This is a genomic window from Paenibacillus yonginensis (genome assembly GCF_001685395.1).
Taxonomy (GTDB): domain Bacteria; phylum Bacillota; class Bacilli; order Paenibacillales; family Paenibacillaceae; genus Fontibacillus; species Fontibacillus yonginensis.
This window is the reverse complement of the sequence record NZ_CP014167.1, coordinates 1,866,634-1,891,593: the sequence shown is the minus strand read 5'-3', so window position 1 is coordinate 1,891,593 and position 24,960 is coordinate 1,866,634. Positions and strand designations below refer to the sequence as shown.

Annotated in this window: 23 protein-coding genes; 20 read left to right on the top strand and 3 right to left on the bottom strand. The window is 50.5% G+C overall.

Annotated features, from left to right (window positions below; translation table 11 throughout):
• Positions 1–43: 43 nt before the first annotated feature.
• The 13 genes from mutL (at position 44) to AWM70_RS08640 (ending at position 14,913) form a co-directional block, all read left to right on the top strand.
• Complete coding sequence (mutL, locus tag AWM70_RS08700; RefSeq protein WP_068700502.1) at positions 44–2,215, top strand: DNA mismatch repair endonuclease MutL; 2,172 nt, start codon at positions 44–46, stop codon at positions 2,213–2,215.
• Between the two features lie 62 nt (positions 2,216–2,277).
• The gene (locus AWM70_RS08695) at positions 2,278–3,060 is read left to right on the top strand and encodes a class I SAM-dependent methyltransferase (RefSeq protein WP_068695542.1); all 783 of its coding nucleotides are present in this window, start codon (positions 2,278–2,280) and stop codon (positions 3,058–3,060) included.
• Entirely contained in the window at positions 3,050–4,033 is a 984-nt protein-coding gene (gene miaA / locus AWM70_RS08690; protein WP_068695540.1) for a tRNA (adenosine(37)-N6)-dimethylallyltransferase MiaA, read from the top strand. The genes AWM70_RS08695 and miaA overlap by 11 nt, the downstream gene beginning before the upstream one ends.
• 23 nt (positions 4,034–4,056) lie before the next feature.
• Entirely contained in the window at positions 4,057–4,290 is a 234-nt protein-coding gene (hfq, locus tag AWM70_RS08685; protein ID WP_068695538.1) for an RNA chaperone Hfq, read from the top strand.
• Between the two features lie 128 nt (positions 4,291–4,418).
• Positions 4,419–7,064 carry a PBP1A family penicillin-binding protein gene (locus tag AWM70_RS08680; protein ID WP_068700500.1) on the top strand — a complete coding sequence of 882 codons (2,646 nt, stop codon included), beginning with the start codon at positions 4,419–4,421 and terminating at the stop codon, positions 7,062–7,064.
• A gap of 226 nt (positions 7,065–7,290) precedes the next feature.
• Positions 7,291–7,863: a ribonuclease FAU-1 family protein gene (locus tag AWM70_RS08675; protein WP_068695536.1), complete on the top strand. Its 573-nt coding sequence runs from the start codon at positions 7,291–7,293 to the stop codon at positions 7,861–7,863.
• Positions 7,860–8,510 (top strand): YdcF family protein, encoded by a 651-nt coding sequence (locus AWM70_RS08670; protein WP_068695534.1) that lies wholly within the window; start codon positions 7,860–7,862, stop codon positions 8,508–8,510. Before AWM70_RS08675 ends, AWM70_RS08670 begins: the two co-directional genes overlap by 4 nt.
• A gap of 112 nt (positions 8,511–8,622) precedes the next feature.
• Complete coding sequence (locus AWM70_RS08665) at positions 8,623–9,624, top strand: AAA family ATPase (RefSeq protein WP_068695532.1); 1,002 nt, start codon at positions 8,623–8,625, stop codon at positions 9,622–9,624.
• Between the two features lie 42 nt (positions 9,625–9,666).
• Positions 9,667–10,953 carry a GTPase HflX gene (hflX, locus tag AWM70_RS08660; RefSeq protein ID WP_068695530.1) on the top strand — a complete coding sequence of 429 codons (1,287 nt, stop codon included), beginning with the start codon at positions 9,667–9,669 and terminating at the stop codon, positions 10,951–10,953.
• 104 nt (positions 10,954–11,057) lie between these two features.
• Positions 11,058–12,311 (top strand): methionine gamma-lyase family protein, encoded by a 1,254-nt coding sequence (locus tag AWM70_RS08655; RefSeq protein ID WP_068695528.1) that lies wholly within the window; start codon positions 11,058–11,060, stop codon positions 12,309–12,311.
• Positions 12,312–12,396: 85 nt separating this feature from the next.
• Positions 12,397–12,807, top strand: a complete 411-nt coding sequence (locus tag AWM70_RS08650; RefSeq protein WP_068695526.1) for a MerR family transcriptional regulator — start codon at positions 12,397–12,399, stop codon at positions 12,805–12,807.
• Positions 12,808–12,933: 126 nt separating this feature from the next.
• Complete coding sequence (glnA, locus tag AWM70_RS08645; RefSeq protein ID WP_068695524.1) at positions 12,934–14,262, top strand: type I glutamate--ammonia ligase; 1,329 nt, start codon at positions 12,934–12,936, stop codon at positions 14,260–14,262.
• Positions 14,263–14,415: 153 nt separating this feature from the next.
• The gene (locus AWM70_RS08640; protein ID WP_068695522.1) at positions 14,416–14,913 is read left to right on the top strand and encodes a hypothetical protein; all 498 of its coding nucleotides are present in this window, start codon (positions 14,416–14,418) and stop codon (positions 14,911–14,913) included.
• Positions 14,914–15,020: 107 nt separating this feature from the next.
• Here the strand turns inward: AWM70_RS08640 and AWM70_RS08635 are convergent, their stop codons facing one another.
• Positions 15,021–15,497, bottom strand: a complete 477-nt coding sequence (locus AWM70_RS08635) for a hypothetical protein (RefSeq protein WP_068695519.1) — start codon at positions 15,495–15,497, stop codon at positions 15,021–15,023.
• Positions 15,498–15,694: 197 nt separating this feature from the next.
• On the opposite strand from AWM70_RS08635, the gene AWM70_RS08630 reads away from it, so the two are divergent.
• Together AWM70_RS08630 and AWM70_RS08625 are read left to right on the top strand one after the other, a co-directional pair.
• Positions 15,695–15,883, top strand: a complete 189-nt coding sequence (locus AWM70_RS08630; RefSeq protein WP_068695517.1) for a hypothetical protein — start codon at positions 15,695–15,697, stop codon at positions 15,881–15,883.
• 144 nt (positions 15,884–16,027) lie between these two features.
• Entirely contained in the window at positions 16,028–17,074 is a 1,047-nt protein-coding gene (locus tag AWM70_RS08625; protein WP_068695515.1) for an NAD(P)/FAD-dependent oxidoreductase, read from the top strand.
• An 88-nt stretch (positions 17,075–17,162) separates the two neighbouring features.
• Here the strand turns inward: AWM70_RS08625 and AWM70_RS08620 are convergent, their stop codons facing one another.
• The gene (locus AWM70_RS08620) at positions 17,163–18,035 is read right to left on the bottom strand and encodes a YitT family protein (RefSeq protein WP_083180191.1); all 873 of its coding nucleotides are present in this window, start codon (positions 18,033–18,035) and stop codon (positions 17,163–17,165) included.
• A 228-nt stretch (positions 18,036–18,263) separates the two neighbouring features.
• Complete coding sequence (gene lexA, locus AWM70_RS08615; protein ID WP_068695513.1) at positions 18,264–18,890, bottom strand: transcriptional repressor LexA; 627 nt, start codon at positions 18,888–18,890, stop codon at positions 18,264–18,266.
• Positions 18,891–19,008: 118 nt separating this feature from the next.
• Between lexA and AWM70_RS08610 the strand changes: the two genes are divergently transcribed.
• The 5 genes from AWM70_RS08610 (at position 19,009) to metH (ending at position 24,851) form a co-directional block, all read left to right on the top strand.
• A complete protein-coding gene (locus AWM70_RS08610) occupies positions 19,009–19,476 on the top strand; it encodes a LysM peptidoglycan-binding domain-containing protein (protein ID WP_169823418.1) in 468 nt (155 codons plus the stop codon).
• 182 nt (positions 19,477–19,658) lie between these two features.
• Positions 19,659–19,835 carry a DUF896 domain-containing protein gene (locus tag AWM70_RS22675; protein ID WP_083180189.1) on the top strand — a complete coding sequence of 59 codons (177 nt, stop codon included), beginning with the start codon at positions 19,659–19,661 and terminating at the stop codon, positions 19,833–19,835.
• Between the two features lie 42 nt (positions 19,836–19,877).
• Complete coding sequence (locus AWM70_RS08605; protein WP_068695509.1) at positions 19,878–20,393, top strand: hypothetical protein; 516 nt, start codon at positions 19,878–19,880, stop codon at positions 20,391–20,393.
• Between the two features lie 36 nt (positions 20,394–20,429).
• Positions 20,430–21,233: an HAD family hydrolase gene (locus tag AWM70_RS08600; protein ID WP_068695507.1), complete on the top strand. Its 804-nt coding sequence runs from the start codon at positions 20,430–20,432 to the stop codon at positions 21,231–21,233.
• 180 nt (positions 21,234–21,413) lie between these two features.
• A complete protein-coding gene (gene metH / locus AWM70_RS08595; protein WP_068695505.1) occupies positions 21,414–24,851 on the top strand; it encodes a methionine synthase in 3,438 nt (1,145 codons plus the stop codon).
• Positions 24,852–24,960: the final 109 nt, after the last annotated feature.

Here is a 24,960-nt window from a genome sequence, read left to right as displayed (position 1 = left end):
ATAAATCGGGAAACTGGAATGAACTAGCGGAGGTGAATAGATGATGGGGAAAATTCAAGTGCTGGACGAGCATATCGCCAACCAGATCGCCGCGGGCGAAGTGGTTGAGCGGCCGGCATCCGTGATCAAGGAGCTGATTGAGAACTCCATAGACGCCGGAGCGACCAAAATCGAGGTCAGCGTCGAGGAAGGCGGACTGGACAGCATCCGGATTACCGATAATGGTTCGGGGATTGATCCGGAGGACTGCGAGACGGCGTTTTACCGACATGCCACCAGCAAGCTGAGCAGCAGCCGCGATCTGTATCAGATCCGCACGCTCGGCTTCCGGGGGGAGGCGCTGCCGAGTATCGCGGCGGTGGCCAAGGTCAAATTGCTTACAGCGAACAGCGACAGCGGGCTGGGACGCGAGGTGGTCATCGAAGGCGGAAATCTGAAGTCTTCTGAAGACGCCCCGGCCCCGCAAGGCACGGATATTACGGTGAAGGAATTATTTTACAATACTCCGGCAAGGCTGAAATACATGAAGACGATTCAAACGGAGCTGGGACACATTTCCGATGTGGTGTACCGGCAGGCGCTGGCGCATCCGGAGATCGGCTTCGTGCTGCGTCACAACGGAAACCTGCTGCTTCAGACGCAGGGGAACGGGGATTTGCTTCAGGTTATCGCGTCGATTTATGGGAATAACGCGGCGAGAAGCATGCTGAGCATTTCCGCAGAAGACCCGGATTACCGGATTACTGGCTATATCGGGCGGCCCGAGCTGACCCGGTCCAACCGGGCAGGCATGTCGACGATCGTTAATGGCCGGTTTATTCGCAACCCGGCGCTGCAGCAGGCGATCCTGCGGGCTTACCATACCCTGCTGCCGATCGGCCGCTACCCGCTGCTGGTGCTGGAGCTGAAGATGCATCCTTCGCTGGTGGACGTCAACGTGCATCCGGCCAAGCTGGAGGTGCGGTTCAGCAAGGAGGCCGAACTGACGGCTTTTGTCGAAGCGGCTATTAAGGAGACGTTGTCTCAGGAAGTGCTGATTCCGCAGGTCGTCAAGCAGAAGATCAGCAGGGGCAGCAGCAATTCCGTCATTCAGGAGCAGTTCCATTTCTCCGCCCCTTCTGCGGCACCGTTTGGCGATTCCGCTTCGGAGGCAGGCCGGACTCGGCCTGGTCAAGCAGGAATAGATGGAGCTGCGGAGCCCGACCGACCCGGTTCAGGCTCGGCTGGAGAGCCATTTCCAGGAGGGCAAGGGACGCCGCCGGAATCGGAAGCGGCACCGGATCTGACCGGAGAAGCGGCCCAAGCCGGACTTGCGCCGCCGGGAGACAAAGGATATGCAGGCAATGCGCAATCAGCCAGCCTAAATGAGCAGGTACGTGAGCAGGCTGCAGCGGCGCAGGCTTATCCTTATCCTGACTATGCTCAGCTTGACGGCTACGGGAACCCGGATTCCGCCTACCGCTCCCAGCAGCCGGCAGGCCAATCAGCGGTTCGGCCTGCCGGAGGAACGGTGCAGAACCGGAGCGGAGGGGGCGCGAAGCCTTCTGCTTCCGGTTCTGTGAACCGCAATCCGGCTGTTCCCGCAGCGGCCGGGCGGCTGTATGAATCCCCGGCGGAGCAGGCCGGCCTGCCGGCTTTTCCGGAGTTGACTTATATCGGGCAGCACCACGGAACTTATCTGATTGCAAATAACGATACCGGGCTTTATTTGATTGACCAGCATGCCGCCCATGAACGGGTCAATTACGAATATTTCTATGAGAAGTTTGGAGCGCCGGCCGATGCTTCACAGGAGCTGCTGCTGCCGATCACCATCGAATTTACGCCATCGGAAAGCGCCAAGCTGAAAGAACGGCTGCATTGGTTCGAGCAGGTGGGGGTTGTGCTGGAGCATTTCGGCGGCCAGACCTTCCGCGTCGTATCGCTTCCTTATTGGTTCCCGCAGGGCGAAGAGGCGGCGCTTGTGGAGGAAATGGCCGAATGGGTGCTGAATGAACGGACGATTGATCTGGCCAAGCTGAGGGAGAAATCTTCGATTCTCGTCTCCTGCAAAGCCTCAATCAAAGCCAACCAGAAGCTGACGGAGGATGAGGCGAACACGCTGCTGAAGCGGCTTGCCGCCTGCCGTCAGCCTTATACGTGTCCGCACGGCCGGCCGATTGTCGTCTCCTTCACCAGCTATGATCTGGAGAAGCTGTTCAAGCGCGTGATGTAAAGAGCGTGAGATAAAGCGCGGGTGCCGGGCACGATTGAGCAATGTCATTGGAGGGTATAATTTTGATCATAACAACCGGAGAGCACGAATCTCCGAAGACAGTAAGCAGGGCTATGGAACTGGCCGAATCGGAGCCAGGAGCGTTGTATGTCCGCAGAGCCGGACGCTCGCTGGAAGAGCTTAGAACCCGTTACGGAGACAAGGATATACTGGTCATTCTGGAGAACGGGGTCAGGCTGGCCGGGGAAGCGGAACGGCCGATGGACTTTCATCCGAGTATGTCCTATGTCCGCGCCAAACGGGTGCTGAAAGGCGACAAGGACCTGATGCTCGAAGCCGCGCGTGTGGCTCCGGGCGATGTTGTTGTCGATTGCACGGCCGGTCTCGGCGCCGATGCAATGATGTTTGCGGTGGGCACGGGCGAGCAGGGGAAAGTGATCGCTCTGGAAAGCTCTTTCCCCCTGTATATGCTGCTCAAAGAAGGGCTGCGGACCTACCGGGCCAAGGTCGAAGCGTTTAATGAGGCGCTTAAGCGGATCGAGGCGCGCCATACGGATCATTTGGAGGGCCTCAGAGCAATGCCGGACAAAAGCGCAGACATTGTCTATTTCGATCCAATGTTCCGCGATCCGACGCTGGAATCTTCTTCAATCTCCCCGCTTCGGGCTTATGCCAACGGCGAGCCATTGTCGCTTGCGGCGATTGCGGAAGCAAGGCGGGTAGCCCGCAAGACGGTTGTGCTGAAAGAGAAAAGGGACAGCGGCGAGTTTGAACGGCTGGGCTTCGCGACCCCTGAGCGGAACCGCACCAAAATTACGTACGGAGTGATGCATCTTGACCGCTGAATCAGGCGTACATAAACCTAATTTGCTGGTTCTGGTTGGCCCTACGGCGGTAGGAAAAACCAAACTCAGCATAGAGCTTGCCAAATCTTTTTCGTGCGAGATTATTTCCGGCGATTCAATGCAGGTTTACCGTGGTATGGATATTGGGACTGCTAAAATTAGCGAGCAAGAAATGGAAGGCGTGCCGCACCATCTCATCGATGTGCTGGAGCCGGATGACGCTTTCTCCGTAGCCCGCTTCCAGAGCGCCTGCGCGGAGCTGATTCCGGCGATCACGGCCCGTGGTAAACTCCCGTTCATTGTGGGCGGGACCGGCTTGTACGTGGAGTCCGTATGCTACGAATATCAGTTCTCGGAAGCCGAAGCGGACGAAGCTTTCAGGCAGGAGCAGCAGCGGTTTGCCGATGAGCACGGAACGGAGGCGCTGCATGCGAAATTAGCCGCCGTTGATCCGGGATCAGCCGCCAAGCTGCACCCGAATGATGTAAGACGGGTGATCCGGGCTTTGGAAATCTATCATCTGACCGGTCAGACGTTATCGAACCAGCTGGCCGGCCAGCAGAAGGTTTCCCCTTATGAATTATGCATCATCGGTTTGACAATGGACCGTCAATTGCTATATAAACGAATTGAGGACCGGATCGACCTGATGCTTGAACAAGGTTTGGTAGAAGAGGTAAGATCGCTGCTTGACAAAGGCTACTCACGCGATTTGGTGTCCCTGCAAGGGCTCGGATACAAGGAGATTGCCGAGCATCTTCTGGATGGCTTGCCGCTGGGAGAAGCCGTTATCAAATTGAAGCGGGATACCCGGCATTTTGCCAAGCGCCAGCTGTCCTGGTTTCGTCACATGAAGGACATCCACTGGATCGATGTGACGCATGGTGAAAACTTTCCGGACCATTTGGCCGAGATCCGTGCTATAATAGCAGGAAAGTTCGGGATTCCTCTTGAATATATCAACAAACACTAATTGATCCTATTGGGGGTACGGTAATGAACAAGTCCATTAACATCCAAGATACGTTCTTGAACCAATTGCGCAAAGAGAGCATCCCGGTTACCGTCTTTTTGACTAACGGTTTCCAAATCAGAGGAACAGTTAAAGCGTTTGACAGCTTTACGATTGTCATCGACAGCGATGGCCGTCAGCAAATGGTTTACAAGCATGCCATTTCCACCTTCCAGCCGCAGCGCAATGTTTCGCTGATGCAGGAGCAGGAAGGCTAAACCGCGTTTGAAACTTTTTCATTTCCATAACGTTAATATTATAGCGCCTGGGAATAGAGCAACCTGCCAAGGTTGTTCTTTTCTTTGGGCAAGGAAACAAGTTTTGCATGGAAGGGAGTCATTACGTTATGCCGACAGACAGACCGTCGAGAATGGAACGCAACCATAAGAAGCCGGACAAAATGTCGGATCAGCCGAAGGGCAGGAAGAAAAAGAAACGCCTGAACGGCCGAATGATTTTTTGGACCTCGTTTTTTACAATAGCTATAGCCGTAATTTGTGGAATCATTGGTTATCTGTTTATTACGGTTAACGGCGAGAAGCTTCTGGATGCGAACAGAGATAAACTGGTTGTTAACGGACCGACCCAGGTCTTTGACCGCAGCGGCAAATTAATGGGTGAAATGTCTGTGGAGACAAGTGATCCTGTAGAAAGCCAGGATATTCCGAAGCTGCTCAAGATGGCGTTTGTGGCCACGGAGGATAAACGGTTCTATGAACACAGCGGCGTTGATTTCTGGTCAATCGGCCGGGCGGCCGTCAAGGACGTTGTGGCGCGCAGCATGGTTGAAGGCGGAAGTACCATTACGCAGCAGCTGGCCAAAAACATCTTTCTGACCCGGGACAAAACCTTCTTCCGGAAAGCGACCGAAATGTCGATTGCCATGGCGCTTGAACGGCAGCTTTCTAAAGATGAAATTTTAACCATGTATTTGAACCGGATTAATTTCGGGGGAACAACTTATGGCATAAAGGCCGCTTCTGAAAAATATTTTGGGATCTCCGATCTGAACAAGCTGGAGATTTGGCAGATGGCAACCTTGGCGGCGATGCCGAAAGGACCGTCGGCTTATAATCCGCTCCGGCATCCGGAAGCTTCTACAGCCCGCCGGGCTGTAGTGCTGGATTTGATGTATGACCAGGGGCTTATCACGGCCGAGCAGCGGGATCATGCCAAAAAGGTGGTTTACGATTACCAGCCGCCGTCCAAACAGCAGAATTATCTGGCCTTCCTTGACTATGTCATGGATGAAGCCGAAGACGTCATGCCGGATCTTACCGAAGACGATCTGGTGCGCGGCGGGTATAAAATTTATACCACGATGGATGCCCAGGCTCAGAAAGCGGTCGAGAAGGCGTTTGCCAACGATGATCTGTTTGAGAAAAGTGTTGATGACCAGCCGGTTCAGGCGGCTATGATGATTATGAACCATGAGAATGGCAGCATTCTGGCCCTGCTTGGCGGACGTGATTACGAACGTAAAGGCTTCAGCCGCATTAACAGTCGCAGACAGCCGGGTTCGTCCTTTAAACCGATAGTGGCTTATGCTCCGGCTTTGGAGAGCGGCAAATTTACAATGGATTCACAGCTCAGCAATGAGAAGCAGTGCTTCAGCAATTACTGTCCAACCAACCTGCACGGGTATTCCAAGACGATCGGGATGACCGAAGCGATCACGAAATCGGAAAATATTCCTGCCGTCTGGCTGCTGAACCAGATCGGGGTCAAGACGGGTGTTTCTTACGCGGAGAAAATGGGGATCAAGCTGGACAAAAATGACAACAACCTGGCCATTGCTCTTGGAGGTCTGACTCAAGGGACTACTGTCAAGGAGATGGCGGCTGCTTACAGCGTTTTTGGCAATGAAGGTCGTTATAACGAGCCTTATTCCATTAAACAGGTTGTCAATCAAGAAGGAACGGTTGTGTACCAGCACGGCAATCCGCAGCAGAAGAAAGTGCTCAGCGCGGATACGGCTTATTACATGACCAAAATGATGCAGGACGTAATTTCCGATGGTACTGGCAAAAACGCCAAACTCGGCGACCGGCCGCTCGCCGGTAAAACCGGTACAACGCAAAGCGGCATCTCCGGCAGCAGCCGAAACCGCGACGCCTGGTTCGTCGGCTATACGCCGGAATGGACAGCGGCGGTCTGGATGGGGTATGACAAGCCGGATAAAAACCACCTGCTGAAAGGAAGCAGCGGCGAGGCCGCCAAGCTGTTCAGCACGGTCATGAAAGAGGCGCTTCAAGGCGTGCCGATCAAGGATTTTCCAACTCCGTCCGATTTAACGAAGTCTACACCAGAGCCGACAGAAAGTGCGCCACAAGGCGTAACGGGACTGAGCGGTTCCTATGATCATTCTACCGGTACGGTCAAACTTAGCTGGAGCGCGCCGGCAGACCAGACGGACGGCGGCGAATACCGCATTTACCGCAAGGCGTCCGGAGAGCAGGATTTCTCCCTGCTAATGAGCGTGCTGACGACCGATGCCGAGGATTTAAGCGTCGCGCCTGGAACAACTTATCAATATTATGTATCCTATTATGATAAGAACAGCGGTCAGGAAAGCGAAGGCTCCAATAAAGTGGAAGTTGAAGTCCCGCAGGAAGAACCTCCGGCATCCGAGGAACCAACTCCTGACGAAAGCACTCCTGATGAGAGCACTTGGCCGGGAGGACAGCCGTCGGATGGGGAATTCAATCCGCCGCCGCCGCAGTCGGGCGAACCTGATGAAACCGGCAATGGCGGAGATACGGGACAAGGGCAGGGCCAAGGACAAGGACAAGGTCAAGTTGAGCCTCCTGCCTCGAATACGCCCGGACGCGGCGGCGGGAGAGGCCCTTCTTTTGACCCGGGTCAAGGCAGCGGTCAGGGGAATGGACAGAGCGGACAGGGAACCGGGACAACGGGTAATCCGGACCAAGGGGCCGCTACAGGAACCGGAAACGATACGGATACGGGTTCGGACACACTGGGGAATCCATAAACCCCTGCGAAGCTACAGGCTGCCGGCTGCTCATCTTAAGCTGGCCATCTGCGTACGGGTGCAGTTTTTATAAATCAAGCAGGGATTTTGGTCCCTGCTTGATTTTTTTTATCAGGGAAACGAAGGATGTTTCGGTGATCATTTCATGAAAAAGTGACATCCCTTTTTGAGCCTAAACGTTAAATGTGATAAGCTGAACTTAATACGCTTTGAAAGGGTCTTGACCATGAAACGAAAATTCGGAGACCGCGCGAACTGGAGGCGCGTCACACAGCGCAAGTTCGCTTCCCGGTATGTTGAGAATCCTTATTTCTCCGGATACATTACGTTATACGGTATTGAGGCGCTGAGAGAACCCCTTTGGAAGACCTATGGAAGACACACCTTCCGTATTGCCGACAAAGGTTATTCCTGGCTGCAGTATTACCCCAAAGACGCGCATTATATTATAACGGCGATGTTTGATGACCGGAATGAAATAGTGGAATGGTATATTGATATATGTAAGAATCAAGGTGTTACGGATCAGGGAGTCCCGTGGTTTGACGATCTGTACCTGGATATTGTTGTGCTGCGCAACGGAGAAGTGTTCCTGCTCGATCAGGACGAGCTTGACGATGCGCTGGGCCGGAAAGTCATTACGCCGCGCGATTATGGACTGGCTACCCAAACCGCCAGAGAGGTGCTCCACATGATTGACGCCCATGTGTTTCCTTATTTCCTGATGTCGCTGAATCATTGCAGACAAGGTTTTGAGCTTGATGAGCTGTGGTTTGGCGAAAGTGGAGGCGTGCAATGAGCAGGCGAGGACAATCAGTTCGCCCACTGGGGACCGGAGACAAGAAGTTGTTGTACCGCTCGCTGGCAAAAGGCGGAGGACTGCTCCTGCTGCTGCTGGCTGTATGGCTGGCTTATGCCGCCCTCCAGGTCGAAAGCGAACGCAGCAAGGAACCCGAAGAACGTGCCGACGTCGGCATCGTGCTCGGAGCAGCTTTATGGAACGATTACCCCAGCCCTGGGCTGGAGGAAAGGCTGGACCGAGCGATTCAAGATTACCGTGCGGGGAAATTTCCCTATTTGATCGTCAGCGGCGGTTTGGACCACCCTTCCGCTAAACGAACGGAAGCCGAAGGGATGGCTTTATATCTGGAAATGCGCGGCATTCCGGGTGATCGCATTTTACTGGAGAACAAAGCTACAAGCACTTATGAGAATCTGCTGTTCAGCCAGCGCATGATGAAGGAACGGGACATGAAGACCGCTATTATTATTACTCATGATTTCCACGGTCGCCGCTCCTTGGAGATTGCAAGATCGCTGAACTACAAATGGCCGCAGCTCTCGCTGGTTCACTCGAGGGTTCTGAACGAAGGTTATAACAAAACCAGGGAAGTGCTTGCCTACACCAAATGGAAGCTGCAGCAGATCGCTATGGTCTTCACCTGAACGGATCGGACCGGACCGGTCAAAGGCAAAACTTCTAATAAGGTAAGGGTAGCTAGAATATAGTGTAAAAGTAGCTATCAAACTCCTTACTCTTAAACGAGGTGATGCCTTCATGCAAGGGCGTGCCATGGCCGGCAGCGGACGCTCTGACGAAAGACCGTCCAGACAAATCAATGTAATTTTGCGCAATTCCGAACCGCCCGTCATATCCCAAGCTGTTCCGGATGCGGAAACCGCGCCTTTGTCTGCAGAGAAGCAGCAGCAGGGAGCTTTTGCGGAGATCCGCAAAGAGCTGGAGCAGCTTGTTGGTCTAGACAATATCAAAACCCTGGTTTATGAGATTTTTGCTTTGCTTCAGGTTGCCCGGCTGCGTTCGGATGCGGGACTGCTGTCGGAGGCCCAGGTCTTCCATATGGTATTCCGCGGCAATCCGGGAACGGGGAAAACGACCGTCGCCCGCATTGTTGCGAAGCTTTTTCAGAAGATGGGGGTGCTCTCCAAAGGGCATTTGATTGAAGCGGAACGCGCAGATCTGGTAGGCGAATACATCGGACATACAGCCCAGAAGACCCGGGACCTCGTCAAGAAAGCGATGGGCGGCATTCTGTTTATTGATGAGGCGTACAGCCTGGCCCGGGGCGGAGAGAAGGACTTTGGCAAAGAAGCGATAGATACGCTGGTTAAGGCGATGGAGGATCATAAAAATCAGTTCATTCTGATCCTGGCCGGATATTCGGATGAAATGGAATTTTTCCTCGACACCAATCCGGGGCTTCCGTCGCGTTTCCCGATTCAGATTGATTTCCCGGACTATTCGATTGACCAGCTGATCCAGATTTCCGAAATGATGGCGAAGGAACGCGATTATATTTTGATGCCGCAGGCGATACTCAAACTGAAGCAGCATTTGCTGACGGAGAAGTTGGAAAGCCCGCATGCGTTCAGCAATGCGAGGTATGTTCGCAATGTCATTGAACGTTCCATCCGGCAGCAGGCCGTACGGCTGCTTAATCAATATGGCGGATCTTCACCGGGCAAGCTGGAGCTGATGACCATCCGAACGGAGGATTTGAAGGTTGAGGTGAAGGCGGAGAAGAAACCGGGGCTGCCCTGAAACGCTCTGCCCGAGCGGAGATCCAAAGGAGCAATAGGAACCATGAAACAGACGACCTACGATACGAACCAGCTTATTCCGGACAGAGCCATCCTCGTTAGCTTGATTACGGATGAAGTCAAAAAAAGCGGCCTGGATTCGGATTACTCGCTTGAGGAACTGAAGAACCTGGCTGAAACGGCCGGCGTTGAAGTGAGGGGCCAATTGGTGCAAAATAAAGAAACACCGGATTCCCGCTTTTTCCTTGGCAAAGGCAAGGTTGATGAGCTTGCAGAGCTTATCAGCGAGTATGGAGCCAATACGGCAATCTTTGATCAGGAGTTGTCCGGCGCTCAGGTGCGCAACCTGGAGGAGAAGCTGGACGTCAAAATTATTGACCGGACCCAGCTGATCCTGGATATCTTTGCCCAGCGGGCCAAAACCCGTGAAGGGATCATTCAGGTGGAGCTGGCGCAGCTGTCTTACCTGCTGCCGCGTTTGTCAGGGCACGGGAAGAACCTTTCCCGGCTTGGCGGCGGGATCGGGACAAGAGGTCCGGGGGAAAGCAAACTCGAAACGGATCGGCGCCATATCCGCGGCCGGATCAGCGACTTGAAGCATCAGCTCGAAGAGGTGACCCGGCACCGCAAGCTGCACCGGATGCGGCGCAAGGAAACGGGCATCGTGCAGGTAGCGCTCGTCGGTTATACGAATGCGGGCAAGTCGACGCTGCTCAAGCAGCTTACGGAGGCAGATGTTTACGTAGAGAACCAGCTGTTTGCCACACTCGACCCGACAACACGAAACCTGGTCCTGCCAAGCGGCCAAGAAATTGTTTTGACCGATACGGTCGGATTTATTCAGAATTTGCCTCATGATCTGGTTGCTTCGTTCCGGGCTACCCTGGAGGAAGCAATTGAAGCGGACCTGATCCTGCATGTGGTGGATGCTTCGGCCGAGAATCGGGAAGAACAGATGCGGGTGGTCGGAGAGATTTTGAATGAATTGGGAGCCGGGGACAAACCGCAAATTGTCCTCTATAACAAAAAGGACCTATGCAGGCCTGAGCAGCTGGAAATGCTGCCTGCTACCGGGGCTTCACTGAAGATCAGCGCATATGATGAAGAGGATTTGAAGAAGGTAGCGGCTGCGATTCAAGAGCATTTGACCGGTGAAACGTTAACCTTCAGGCTGCCGGCAGGACAAGGTGAGCTTGGGGCGTTGATTCATCGGGTCGGCAAGGTGGAGGCGCAGGAAACGGACGAAGATTACGTGATCTATCGTGTTCTGCTGAATCAGGGCGATTACCTGAAGGAGAAACATAAGCTTGAACCTTTCAGAGTAAAGTGATAAGTTAAATTACGTATACATGACATTTAAGTGACATTAGCGGTCCATCATCGCCGAATCCAAGGCGGAATGGGCCGCTATTTAAGAGGAGAGTAGAAAGCAGCATGGCCGTTTTTTCAGAAGGAACTTTAAACAAGGTTAAAGAAGCGGAGGTTTTGGCCGCTCCCGTTATGGCGGAAATCGACCGTATCGTCGACCTCAACCAGTGGAAAGTTATTGATGCGTTTCAGAAACATAAGGTAAGCGATTATCATTTCTCGAATTCAACCGGATATGCCTATAACGATAGGGGACGTGAAGTGCTGGATTTGGTTTATGCCGAAGTGTTCGGCGCTGAAGCCGCATTGGTGCGGCCCCATTTTGCATCAGGCACCCATACGATCTCGACCGCTTTATTCGGCGTTTTGCGTCCGGGGGACGAGCTGTTCTACATTACGGGCAGACCTTACGACACGCTGCATAAAGTGATTGGCAAGAAGGAAGACGGAACGGGGTCCCTCGCCGATTTCGGGATTGATTACAAGGAAGCTGCGCTGCAGGAGGACGGCAAGGTTGATTGGGATGCCGTAACGTCCGGGATTACCGAAAGAACCAAAGTAATCGGGATTCAGCGTTCCCGAGGGTATGATTGGAGAAGTTCATTCACCGTTGAGGAAATCGGGGATATGGTCGCCAGACTGCGCTCAATCAAACAGGATTTAATCGTGTTTGTAGACAATTGTTACGGAGAATTCACCGAAGAGATCGAACCTACCCAGGTGGGCGTCGATTTGATGGCCGGTTCGCTGATTAAAAATCCCGGCGGCGGATTGGCCGAAACAGGAGGATATATTTGCGGCAAACGCGAATATGTAGAACTTGCGGCCTATCGTTTGACCGCTCCAGGCATCGGCGGAGAGGTTGGAGCGATGCTCGGTACAACACGCGGCATTTATCAAGGTTTGTTTATGGCTCCTACGATTGTAGGGCAGGCACTGAAAGGGAGCATTCTGGCTTCGGCTGTCTATGAACAGGCCGGCTTTGTGACCAAACCGCGCTGGAATGAACCGCGTACAGATCTGATTCAGGCGATTTCCTTTGCTTCCGAAGAGCAGCTGATTTCGTTCGTTCAGGGCGTACAGCAGGCGTCGGCGGTAGACGGCCATGTTGTGCCGGAGCCTTGGGATATGCCGGGGTATGAGAATCCTGTCATTATGGCCGCAGGCACATTTATTCAAGGGGGGAGTCTGGAGCTTAGCGCCGACGCGCCGATTCGAGAGCCTTACATCGCTTACCTGCAGGGAGGGTTAACCTACTCTCATGTCAAATATGCTATATTGTCTTCACTTGAAAAGATGAAAGACATCAATCTCCTATAATGTTCACCTGATTCTAGCTTGACATGTTAGACAACGTAACATAAAATGAAAATCAGAAAAAACATTATTGGAAGGTTGAGGAGCGATGGGTGACGAAATACGGAGAAATATGGCCTTATTCCCAATCGGTATTGTAATGAAACTTACTGACTTGTCGGCTCGCCAAATTCGTTATTATGAACAGCATCAATTAATAGTGCCGGCTCGGACATCTGGAAACCAGCGGTTGTTCTCGTTTAATGATGTTGAACGTCTGCTCGAAATTAAGGCTTTGATCGATAAGGGTGTTAATATTGCAGGAATTAAGCAAGTGATGAATCCGGTTGCTAAGGAATCGCAGGATGCCACCGTGCTTACGGACGACACCGAAGAGAAACGCAAAGAATTGACAGATTCGCAATTATACAGAATGCTTAAACAGCAGTTGGTCACCGGGAGAAGACCTGGTCAGGTTTCCTTGATCCAAGGGGAACTATCCCGTTTCTTTAAGTCATAACCGGGTTCCTGCTCCCGCTTATGACAGTCTGGGGAAGTATGATGTTATTTATTCTGCACTCCATTGAAGCAATAATGGGCATCGTGTTTCTGACCAAGCAATATAGCCAGAAAGGGAGAGGGTTTTGTGAGTTACACGAAAGAGGATATTTTACGGATTGCCAAAGAAGAGAATGTTCGATTTATTCGTCTTCAGTTTACCGATCTGCTTGGTACAATCAAAAATGTGGAAATTCCGGTAAGCCAGCTTGAGAAAGCGCTGGACAATAAAATGATGTTTGACGGTTCTTCTATTGAAGGTTATGTCCGCATCGAAGAATCGGATATGTATCTTTATCCGGATTTGAGCACCTGGGTGATTTTCCCTTGGGTGACTACCGACCGCGTTGCCCGTCTGATTTGTGACGTGTATATGCCGGACGGCACGCCTTTTGCCGGCGACCCGCGCGGGATTCTGAAACGGGTCCTGAAGGAAGCGGAAGAAATGGGCTATTCCTCCATGAATGTAGGCCCGGAACCGGAATTTTTCCTGTTCAAAACAGATGAGAAAGGCAATCCTACACTTGAACTGAACGACCAAGGCGGTTACTTTGACCTGGCTCCTACGGATCTTGGCGAGAATTGCCGCCGGGAGATCGTAATTTGCCTGGAGGAAATGGGCTTTGAAATCGAAGCTTCCCACCATGAAGTGGCGCCTGGCCAACACGAGATCGACTTTAAATATGCCAACGCTATTCATGCGGCGGATCAAATTCAAACCTTTAAGCTGGTTGTGAAGACGATTGCCCGCCAGCATGGTCTACATGCCACATTTATGCCAAAACCATTGTTTGGCGTGAATGGTTCCGGTATGCACTGTCACCAGTCCTTGTTCCGCGGCGACGAGAACGCCTTCTATGATGAAAGCGACGAACTGGGCTTGAGCAATGAGGCTCGTCATTACATGGCGGGAATTTTGAAGCATGCTCGTGCATTGGCTGCCGTTACCAACCCTACGGTGAATTCTTATAAACGTCTGGTGCCTGGCTACGAAGCGCCTTGTTATGTGGCATGGTCTGCGAGCAACCGCAGCCCGATGATCCGTATTCCGGCATCCCGCGGCTTGAGCACTCGTATTGAGGTTCGTAACCCGGATCCGGCTGCCAACCCTTATCTGGCGCTTGCTGCTATGCTGAAAGCCGGCCTTGACGGCATCAAAAACGAACTTCCGCTGCCGGCTCCGATCGACCGCAACATCTATGTGATGTCGGAAGAAGAACGTTTGGAAGAAGGCATCCCAAGCCTGCCGTCCGATCTGAAGGAAGCGCTCAGCGAACTCATCCGTAGCGAAGTAATCGTAAGCGCGCTCGGCGAGCATGCGGTGACCCATTTTTACGAGTTGAAAGAAATCGAATGGGATATGTTCCGCACGCAAGTTCACAACTGGGAACGCGATCAATATCTGACTTTGTATTAATTGGACAAACCCTTGTAGATCGTTATTTTACGGGAGAAGTGACCCTTACTGGTGCCAACCAAATGAGGGTCACTTCTTTTTTTGTTTGATACAAGCAGGCATATACTGTAAAATATTCAAATGTAAAGAAGGGTGGCGCTAGGAGGAATAGGTTTGAAGAAGAAAAGTTTTTTAACGATTTTACCAGTTGTCGCAGTAACCGTGATTATCCTGCTTGCTGTATCCACACAGAAAGAGAACGTTACAAGCTCGGCTTCCGTAGATAACATATCCCAACACGTCAATCTTCAGGATACAAATCTACAGGATAACGTTAGTCCTTCAAGGATAGGGAATAAATGGTCAGGTCATTTATCAGGATCTAAACAAACTTCATCTTCATTTGATGTACCGAAGGGATATGGACATGTTCAGCTTCGATTTCTAAATCAGGGAACCAGCGAAGCAGTCATTTCTGTTGCTCATGAGGGTTCTGGCAAAGAATATTTTACGAAGACTATAGCTGCAGGTGAGTCTCTTGTATGGACAAGTGATGCAGACTACACACAAGGGATGAGATCAGGATATTACATTCTAAGTTTTCGATCTTCCTCTTCTTATGTAGATGTTGATTATTCAGGAATGGCTTCTGACCTACCGCAGAACAAATAATTTGACCTGAAATCTCTAAATAAAAATGAAAATGAACCGCACCCAAATAATTAAACGGTATTCCGTTCAATGATTAGGGAGCGGTTTTTTTATTAGAAAAGGAGAAGTTAACCCACTTTCCTCCTTCTCAACTGAATCCACCCACTCCAAACTAAAGCCAGACTGATGTACGGGACGGTAAGAAACAGTGGCTGCTGGAGATTGCCCGGGGCTAAACGGGTAGTATGAGGAAGGATCAGACTTGTGGTTATAACCGCAAGATAAAAAGGGAGGTTGGCCAGGCTGAACAGCCATAATCCGGCGGCTTTATTTTGGCGGTAACGAATCAAAAGGATCAACAAGGCGGTTAATAAGGCAACTAGGAAAAGTTTCTCCAGGTTGGTGGATAGGTTTCCATAATGTTTAATGATGACCAAATCAGCCGGGGAAAGAGAGGATTTCTGCAGCCAATACGTCGACATTTCCATACGGTGGTGATCTATCCATACATATCGGCTGTAGGCGATAAGCATAACAAGCGTATAGATGACTGAGAAAATAGAGTAGAAGACTTTATCTTGTTTCATGGCAGCAAATAATGTCAAAGTTCTAACCTCCTCACCTTTTTGTAGCACTCATATCTTCCATTATATTTCATCCATACGAATCCTGAAAAGGGAAATAATGTAAATGTTAAACGGCCAAACAAAAATGGAGTTCTATAACATAATTTTACATTGAATATCGAACAAACATTCGCATATAATACAAACAAACGTTCGAATTGATGGAGGGTTTGAAAATGCCGGAGAAATATAAAGGAACCGTCGTGGAAATCATTTATATGGATCGGAAAGGACAAATAACGAAACGCAGCATTGAAGTCTACGGGATCAAGCAAGGTATGGTTACTGCCAAATGCTTGAAGACCGGGCAGATTCGTTCTTTTAGAGTAGAGAATATCCTGGCGGTGCAGCCAAAATCCGCTTAACAATCAATCGAGTTTTTCAGCATCATCTTTTTTATAAGAGCAAGAAACGAATAAAATTAAATATGATAATGATAATTATTATCAATTGATGTATAATAGCTTTAACTGGTTACAACGAAATTGAACAACGAAAGGACATACATAATGACGGAATCATCGCTTGAATTATATGATGTGACGATTATCGGCGGCGGGCCAGCAGGGATGTATGCGGCATTTTACAGCGGGATGCGGGACATGAAAACCAAATTGATTGAGGCCAATGACCGTTTGGGCGGCAGAATGCTGATTTATCCGGAGAAGATGATTTGGGATGTAGGCGGCGTCGGACCGATCCTTTGTGAGGATCTTACGGCTCAGCTGGCTAAACAAGCTGCCACATTTGATCCTACGTTCGTCTTCAACGAACAGGTTACGGATTTTAAACGTCTTGAAGACGGGACCCTGCTTCTTATCACAGCAACGGGTCAGAAGCACTGGACCAAAACGGTGATCATGGCGATCGGATACGGCATCCGCAAGCTTGCCAAGCTGGAAATTGAAGGAGCCGACCGTTACGAGGTAAGCAACCTTTACTACACAGTACAAGAGCTTGAAGGGTTCCGGGATAAACGTGTCTTGATCTCGGGAGGCGGGGATTCCGCAGTGGACTGGACAAATGAATTGACCCCGCTGGCTAAAAGTGTGACGGTTGTTCACCGCCGCGAGGAATTTGGCGGGCACGAACGCAATGTTCAGAAGATGAAGCAGTCTTCTGCTGTGATCAAAACGCCTTATGTGGTCGACAAGCTGCATAGTGACAGCGGCGAAGCTATCGAGCAGGTCACCATTACGCATGTGGAAACCGGAGAGATGGAACAGATTGAAGTGGACGCGGTTATTGTAAGCCATGGAATGCGTACCGATTTCGGTCCAGTCAGGGATTGGGGGCTAAATCTCGGCCAATGGTGGATTGACGTGAACGCGAAGCTGGAGACCAATATCCCGGGGATTTTTGCAGCGGGGGACTTCGTTAATTATGACAGTAAGGTACGTCTGATAGCCGGTACGTTCACAGATGCGGTTCTGGCTGTGAACAGCGCCAAGCTGTATATTGATCCAAGCGCAGAGCGTGTTGCTTATGTATCCTCACACAACAGCCGTTTTAAAGAAAAAAATCGCGCCTTAGGTGTCACAGTAGAAGAAGATTAAGTGGGGCGGGCAGCAACGGATTAATAAACGGATCAGCACAAAAATAAAATCACCCCAGGAACGGACGCCGTTCTTAGGGGTGATTGTTTTATTTGGAATGGCCTCTTGAGAATCGGCCTACAATTTCAGTGGACTGCACGACGTTCATAAAAGCATGAGGATCGGTGGTGATTACAGCTTTCCTCACGGCGGCAAGCTCGTAGCGGGTAGTCACCGTCATCAGGGTCGAATTGCCGACCTTGCTGTAACCGCCCTGGGAATCCATGCAGGTGATGCCATGATGAAGCTTGCGTAATTCGGCCAGCATACGTTCTCTTTCCTTTGTAATGATAAAGCAGGTGACTTTGATGTGTCCTACGTGGATCGAATCTACAACTTTGCCTTTGACAAAGGTTGAAAGCAGGGAGTAAAGGGCCAGATCCCAGGTCTTGTAGAAGCCGAGCACGATGAATACAAGGCCGTTCAATACGAACAAAATGTTGCCGATAGGCAAATCATATTTACGGGTAATGATCGAGCCGACAATATCAAAACCGCCGGTAGACCCCCCAACCCTTAAGGAGAAGCCGATTCCGATCGCCGAGATAATCCCGCCAGCAACGGCGCCCAGAGTAGGATCATGGGTGACGCTCACGACGGGGATGATGGCCATAAACCAGGTGGTGGCGACAACGGAAATACAACTTAACACAATGTAGCGGCGGCCAACCGCTTTCCAGCCCCACAGAATCAGAGGTACGTTTAACACAAAATAAACCAGGGAAATGTTCCAGCCGGTTAAGTAACCAATGATGGAGGCGACACCAGAAATACCCCCGGACAATAGCTGGTGGGGGATAAGGAATAGATTCAAGCCAGCAGCTACAAGAAGGGCAGAGAACAAAATGACGGCCACTTCTTGAGCTGGTCTCAACGTTGCTGACTTTTTCTTCAAGTATTCGGACGGCAGCTGCAGATTCAATGGTTTCAATCCTTTATTTATTTTTTGGACAAGTTGAATGATAAAAATAAATTATCGAATCAATCATCTTTTTTATCAATATAGCATAGAATATAAAAGTTCACTATCCAGTATACCCGTGTTAAGCGTTCGTAATATCCCAAATTGCGCCGGAATTGCATGAAAAAAAGGCAGCCTCTTTTCCATACTGGAAATGAGCTGCCTTTTCGACTGAATAAACAAAATATACTAATGCAAATCTCTGAACAGGCCGATCACCTTGCCTAAAATGGTAACATGCTTCAAACGAAGCGGTTCAAAGGCCGGATTCTCAGGCTGCAGGCGGATATGGTCTCTTTCTTTATAAAAAGTTTTGACCGTTGCTTCATCATCCTCCGTCATTGCGACCACGATATCGCCGTTCTCGGCGGTTTGCTGCTGACGGACGATCACATAATCCCCGTTATGAATACCAGCCTCAATCATGCTTTCACCCACAACGGCCAGCATAAACACTTCTTTCTCGCCGACATAATGGTTTGGCAAAGGGAAATAGTCCTCGATATTCTCTGTTGCAGTGATGGGCACACCGGCCGTCACTTTGCCGACTACCGGAATTCTTGCCACGGTATGGGCAAACATATTGGAATCTTCCGATTCTTCTTGTCCCAGCAGCTCGATCGCACGCGGTTTGGTCGGGTCTCTGCGGATCAACCCCTTCTTCTCCAGCCGGTCAAGATGACCGTGCACTGTTGAGCTTGAAGCCAAGCCGACCGCTTCGCCGATTTCCCGAACAGAAGGAGGATAACCTTTCATTCGAACTTCGCTTCTTATAAATTCCAAAATCGCCTGCTGGCGGCTGGAAACCTTCGACATTTGTTATCAACCCCATCTTAGTAACGTTTGGAAAAATTATAACATAGAACCTCCGTTCGCACAAACAGGAGTTCTAACATTTCCGAAATAAAGGGGGGAACAATTGTTCTAAAAACTATTGAACGAAACAAGTGTTCGTGTTATATTGATTTCAGAGCAAAAACAGAACAAACGTTTGGGAGTGATTCTTTTGTTGAAACACAGTACATATAAAAGTATTTATTCTGCTGAACCTGTTCATTCCGGTTCGCCGGCAGGTTTTACCCATAAAACTTCTAAGGTTCATCAAACACGTAAACCATTTGCCCGCAGATCACTAATTCGTTCTCTTTTAATAGTAGCTGTCATTGTTCTTTCCCTCACCGGCTTCATCAGCGCGTTTGCCGCCTCGGTTTCTCCGGGAGATGAACCTGTCTACGAAACTGTTATTGTGATGCCCGGCGATACGCTTTGGAATATTGCGCTGGCCCATAAACCGGATGGTATGGACACCCGCAAATATGTTCACATGTTAACCTCTTTAAATCGACTGCATGACAGCAATATTCAGGCCGGAGCTATTCTGAATCTTCCAATTACGGATTAACAAGCCGTATTAATTTCTCCTTAAAAGGGCAAAGGGCAGTGGTTTTGGGGTCAATTGAATCTTGAAGAAAGCATCATTTCATAGGTTATGAATTTAGAGCTTGAAAGGATAAGAGACTGCCTTGACAAGCTCTTTTTGACATGTCAAAGTAAATAGTAATGCCTTTAATGAAGGAGGACCTTATGGACATCGATAGTTTGGTACAACGTATTAATGAATTAGCCCGCAAACATAAAGCGGAAGGTTTAACGGAAGCAGAGAAGCTCGAACGCGCTGAGCTGCGTGAAATATATCTTGGCAATATCCGCAGAAACTTCCGTCAGCAGCTCGAATCCATCGAGATTGTTGACGAGAAATAGCCGGCTTCAGCCGGCAACCATGTCTAGGGAGGAAGCAAGTGCATGTCAAGATCGTTTGAACGAAAAGTGGAGAAGAATCGCCAGAAATACAACCTCAATCAGCAGAAAAAAGGGGTTAAGCCTGGCAATACGTTAGGCAGTAAAGGGGAGGGCGTTGTTTTTAGGGGCCGGAACGTGCTTTTGCCGCTTCTGTTTATCGTTCTGGGTGCTATGTACGCCGCTATGGGCTTCATCGGAGGCACCGAAAACATCAATACGCTTTACGTCATTACTGTTGCTTTGTATTTCCTGCTGGGGATTGTCATTTATTTGCGTAGACCCTATTTGCGGATATACAAAAACAAGCTGTTTACTTCCAAATTCAACAGAGACCGCAGCCTAGATGCAGGTTCGATCTCCAAAATCAAATGGAGCGGCAAAACGATCACCATTGTAACGAAAACTAAAGAACCGAACTGGACGTTCTCCGGCAGCCGGAACTTTTACAACATGGATGAACTGGGGTCGGCCTTGCAGGAGTATGCCGCTGCGCACGGAGTAGAGCTCGAGAGAAAATAAACAGATGATTTGTCTAAGACACAGGGGGAACGGGGAATGGCTGTAATTAAAGCGGTTTGTTTTGACCTGGATGACACTTTATTGTGGGATGAGCGCAGTGTTTCTGAGACCTTTCAGGAGGTCTGCCAAAAAGCCGAAGCCGCAACCGGCATTAAAGCGGAGCAGCTGGAGGAAGCGGTTCGGAGAGAGGCTAGGAAGCTGTATGAGTCTTACGACACCTTTGCTTTCACCAAATTGATCGGCATTAATCCGTTTGAAGGGCTGTGGGCCAAGTTCGACGGGGGCACTCAGCCGGAGTTCCGGAAGCTGCAGCAGCTGGTGCCTGCCTACCGGAGAGATTCCTGGTACCAGGCGCTGCTTTCCTTCGGGGTAGATGATGCGAAGCTGGCTGAAGAGCTCGGGGAGCTGTTTGCCGCCGAACGGCGGGCAAGACCTTATACGTATGGAGAAACTTTTAAAGTCTTGAATGAACTCAAAGGGAAAGTCAAACTTTTGCTGCTGACCAACGGTTGTCCTTCCCTGCAGCAGGAGAAGCTCGACGGAGTGCCGGAGCTGGTTCCTTATTTTGATGAGGTGATCATCTCGGGCAGCTTCGGGCGGGGGAAACCAGATGTATCCATCTTTAGACATGCTTTGGAACTGCTTGGAACAGCGCCTGAGGAGACAATTATGGTAGGCGACAAGCTTACGACCGATATCAAAGGAGCGCTTGCTGCAGGAATTACATCCGTCTGGATCAACCGGGATGGCAAAACAAAAGATGACGAAATTATTCCGGATTACGAAATCGGGCATCTTTCAGAACTGTTTGAAATTATCCATAACCGTTCCGCTTCTTAGAAAAAGGAGAACACCGCCTTGGCCGTTCAAACGGACACCAGGCGGTGTTTTGTTTTTTTCTTCATACCAATTAATTAAGGGATAGTTAAGGGAATTAAGATTCTCCGGCTTGAATTTTCTTCCCTAAGTCAAGGCCTTCTGCTAAACTAAATGTTAATGTCTGAAGGGAGGTTATTGGGATTGAATAAACCTAGTCTTGAAGCACGAATGAAAGATAAAATATTGATTCTTGATGGAGCTATGGGAACCATGATCCAGCAGGAAAATTTGTCTCCGGCGGATTTTGGAGGCGAGAACTTAGACGGCTGCAATGAGATGCTGGTCTTGACAAGACCTGATGTAATCAGCCGAATTCATGAACAATACCTCGAAGCGGGAGCGGATCTCATCGAGACCAACACATTTGGCGCCACCTCTGTGGTTCTGGCTGAATACGATATACCGGAGAAAGCTAAAGAAATCAATCTGGCTGCGGCAAAATTAGCTGTAGAAGCGGCCAGCAAATACAGCACCGAGGAGCAGCCGCGGTATGTGGCCGGCGCGCTTGGTCCTACCACCAAGACATTGTCTGTAACCGGCGGCGTCACTTTTGGCCAGCTTGTCGAAAGTTATGAAGAACAGGCCATTGCGCTTATTGAAGCCGGAGTGGATGCGCTGCTGCTGGAAACCTCACAGGATACCTTGAACGTTAAAGCCGGAAGCATCGGCATCAGACAAGCTTTTTCCAAGACCGGAACAAAGCTGCCTATTATGATTTCGGGCACGATTGAACCGATGGGCACAACGCTTGCCGGGCAAAATATCGAATCTTTTTACGTCTCGCTGGAGCATTTGCAGCCGATCTCGGTTGGCCTGAATTGTGCAACGGGCCCTGAGTTTATGAGAGATCATATTCGTACGCTGTCCGAAATGTCGAAGACGGCGGTCAGCTGTTATCCCAATGCCGGTCTGCCGGACGAAAACGGCCATTATCACGAATCTCCAAGCTCATTAGCGAAAAAAATCGGCGCTTTTGCCGAGCAGGGCTGGCTCAACATTGCGGGCGGCTGCTGCGGTACGACTCCGGAGCATATCCGGGCTTTGGCGGAAGAGCTTGCTGCGTACAGTCCCCGCCCGGTTGAAGGCGAACATCCGCCGGCAGTCTCCGGAATCGAACCGGTCTATATTGAAGCGGAGAACCGTCCGTATATGGTCGGGGAAAGAACAAACGTTCTGGGTTCCCGCAAATTCAAACGGCTGATTGTGGAAGGCAAATACGAAGAAGCTTCGGAGATTGCCCGGGCACAAGTCAAGAACGGGGCCCAGGTCATCGACGTCTGTGTGCAGGACCCGGACCGGGATGAAACCTCCGATATGCGGGAATTCCTGGAGCTGGTGGTCAAGAAGGTGAAGGTTCCTTTAATGATCGATACCACCGACGCGGAAGTGATCGACCTTGCACTGCAATACTGCCAAGGGAAATCGATAATTAACTCCATTAACCTTGAGGATGGAGAAGAGAAATTTGAACGGGTAACCCCGCTTATTCACAAGTATGGGGCCGCTGTGGTTGTTGGGACAATTGATGAACGCGGACAAGCCATTACGCGGGAAGACAAGCTGGAAGTGGCGAAACGCTCCCACGATCTGCTGGTTGGCAAATACGGCTTGAAGGCCGAGGACCTTATTTTTGACCCGCTGGTATTCCCGGTAGGCACAGGGGACGAGCAGTATATTGGTTCAGCGAAGGAAACCGTAGAGGGCATCCGCCTGATCAAGCAGGCGCTGCCGGAATGCCATACCATTCTGGGCATCAGCAACGTTTCGTTTGGCCTGCCTGAAGCGGGCCGCGAGGTGCTGAATTCTGTTTTTCTGTATGAATGCACGAAAGCCGGACTGGACTATGCCATCGTCAACACAGAGAAGGTGGAGCGTTATGCTTCGATTCCGGAAGAAGAACGCCGGCTGGCCGAAGAACTGATCTACAATACCAACGATGAAACTCTGGCGGCCTTTGTTGCTGCTTTCCGGAACAAGAAGGTAGAGAAGAAAGAAAAAGTGATGAACCTGCCTCTTGAGGAGCGGCTGGCCTCCTATGTCGTTGAAGGCACCAAGGAAGGGCTGATCCCCGATCTGGACGAAGCGCTTAACCGCTACACGGCCCTGGAGATCATCAATGGTCCTCTTATGAAAGGAATGGAAGAGGTTGGCCGCCTGTTCAACAATAACGAGCTGATTGTGGCCGAAGTGCTGCAAAGCGCGGAAGTGATGAAAGCATCGGTCGCTTATTTGGAGAACTTTATGGAGAAGAACGAATCCTCGGTGAAAGGTAAAATCCTGTTAGCCACCGTTAAAGGGGACGTTCACGACATTGGCAAGAATCTGGTGGAAATCATCCTTGCCAACAACGGTTACCAAATCGTAAATTTGGGTATAAAAGTACCACCGGAAAGCATTATCGAGGCTTATCGCAAGGAAAAGGTCGACGTAATCGGCTTGTCGGGCCTGCTTGTTAAATCGGCGCAGCAAATGGTCACTACGGCGCAGGATTTGCGGAACGCCGGGATTGACGTGCCGATTATGGTAGGCGGTGCGGCGTTGACCCGCAAATTCACTAAGAACCGGATTCGCCCCGAATATGACGGAATGGTGGTCTACGCCAAAGACGCCATGGACGGTCTCGATCTGGCTAACCGATTAATGAATCCGGAGGCCCGCGAGAAACTCCGCTTGGAAATGGAAGCCGAGAAGGAGACCGACAGTGCCAAACCTGAAACGGCGCCGCTGCCGGAATTGACACGGGCCGTACGTTCTTCTATTTCCGCTGATGCACCCGTTTATATCCCGCCGGATCTGGAGCGCCATGTGCTGAAGAATTATCCGCTGGGCCACATTATCCCTTATGTCAATATGCAGATGCTGCTGGGCCACCATTTGGGCTTAAAAGGGAATGTCGAGCAGCTGATCGCTTCGGGAGATCCAAAGGCGGTGCATCTGAAGGAAACAGTGGATCAGGTGCTGTACGAAGCGGTAACCGACGGAATTATTCAAGCTCATGCGATGTACCGGTTCTTCCCGGCCCAGTCGCGCGGCAACGAGATTCTGATCTATGACCCTGAGGATATGTCAAAGGTGCTGAAGACCTTCTCGTTCCCGCGCCAGCGGGTTGCCCCTTATTTATGTCTCGCCGATTATTTGAAGCCTGTTGAAAGCGGAACGATGGATTATGTCGGCTTTATGGTGGTGACGGCTGGTAAAGGCATCCGCGAGAAATCGGAAGAATGGAAAGAGCAGGGCGAATATCTTCGCTTTCATGTGCTCCAGTCGACTGCGCTCGAAGTAGCGGAAGGCATGGCGGAACGTCTGCACCATATGATGCGGGACACCTGGGGTTTCCCGGATCCGCACGACATGACCATGAAGCAGCGCCATGGAGCCCGCTATCAGGGAATTCGTGTATCCTTTGGTTATCCGGCCTGCCCGGACCTGGAGATGCAGGCGCCGCTGTTTGAATTGATGAATCCCGAGGAAATTGGCGTTGAGCTGACCGAAGGGTTTATGATGGAACCAGAGGCTTCGGTTTCGGCCATGGTGTTCAGCCATCCTGAAGCGCAATATTTTAATGTGGAAAAAGCTTAATCTGGCCCTTTAGCAAATCCCCCGGAGCAAGCGGGGGATTTTTGCTGATATTGGGGCATCGTACAGAGCCTTATTAACAGGCAGGTTATTTAGGTTTAGAGAGGAGCGG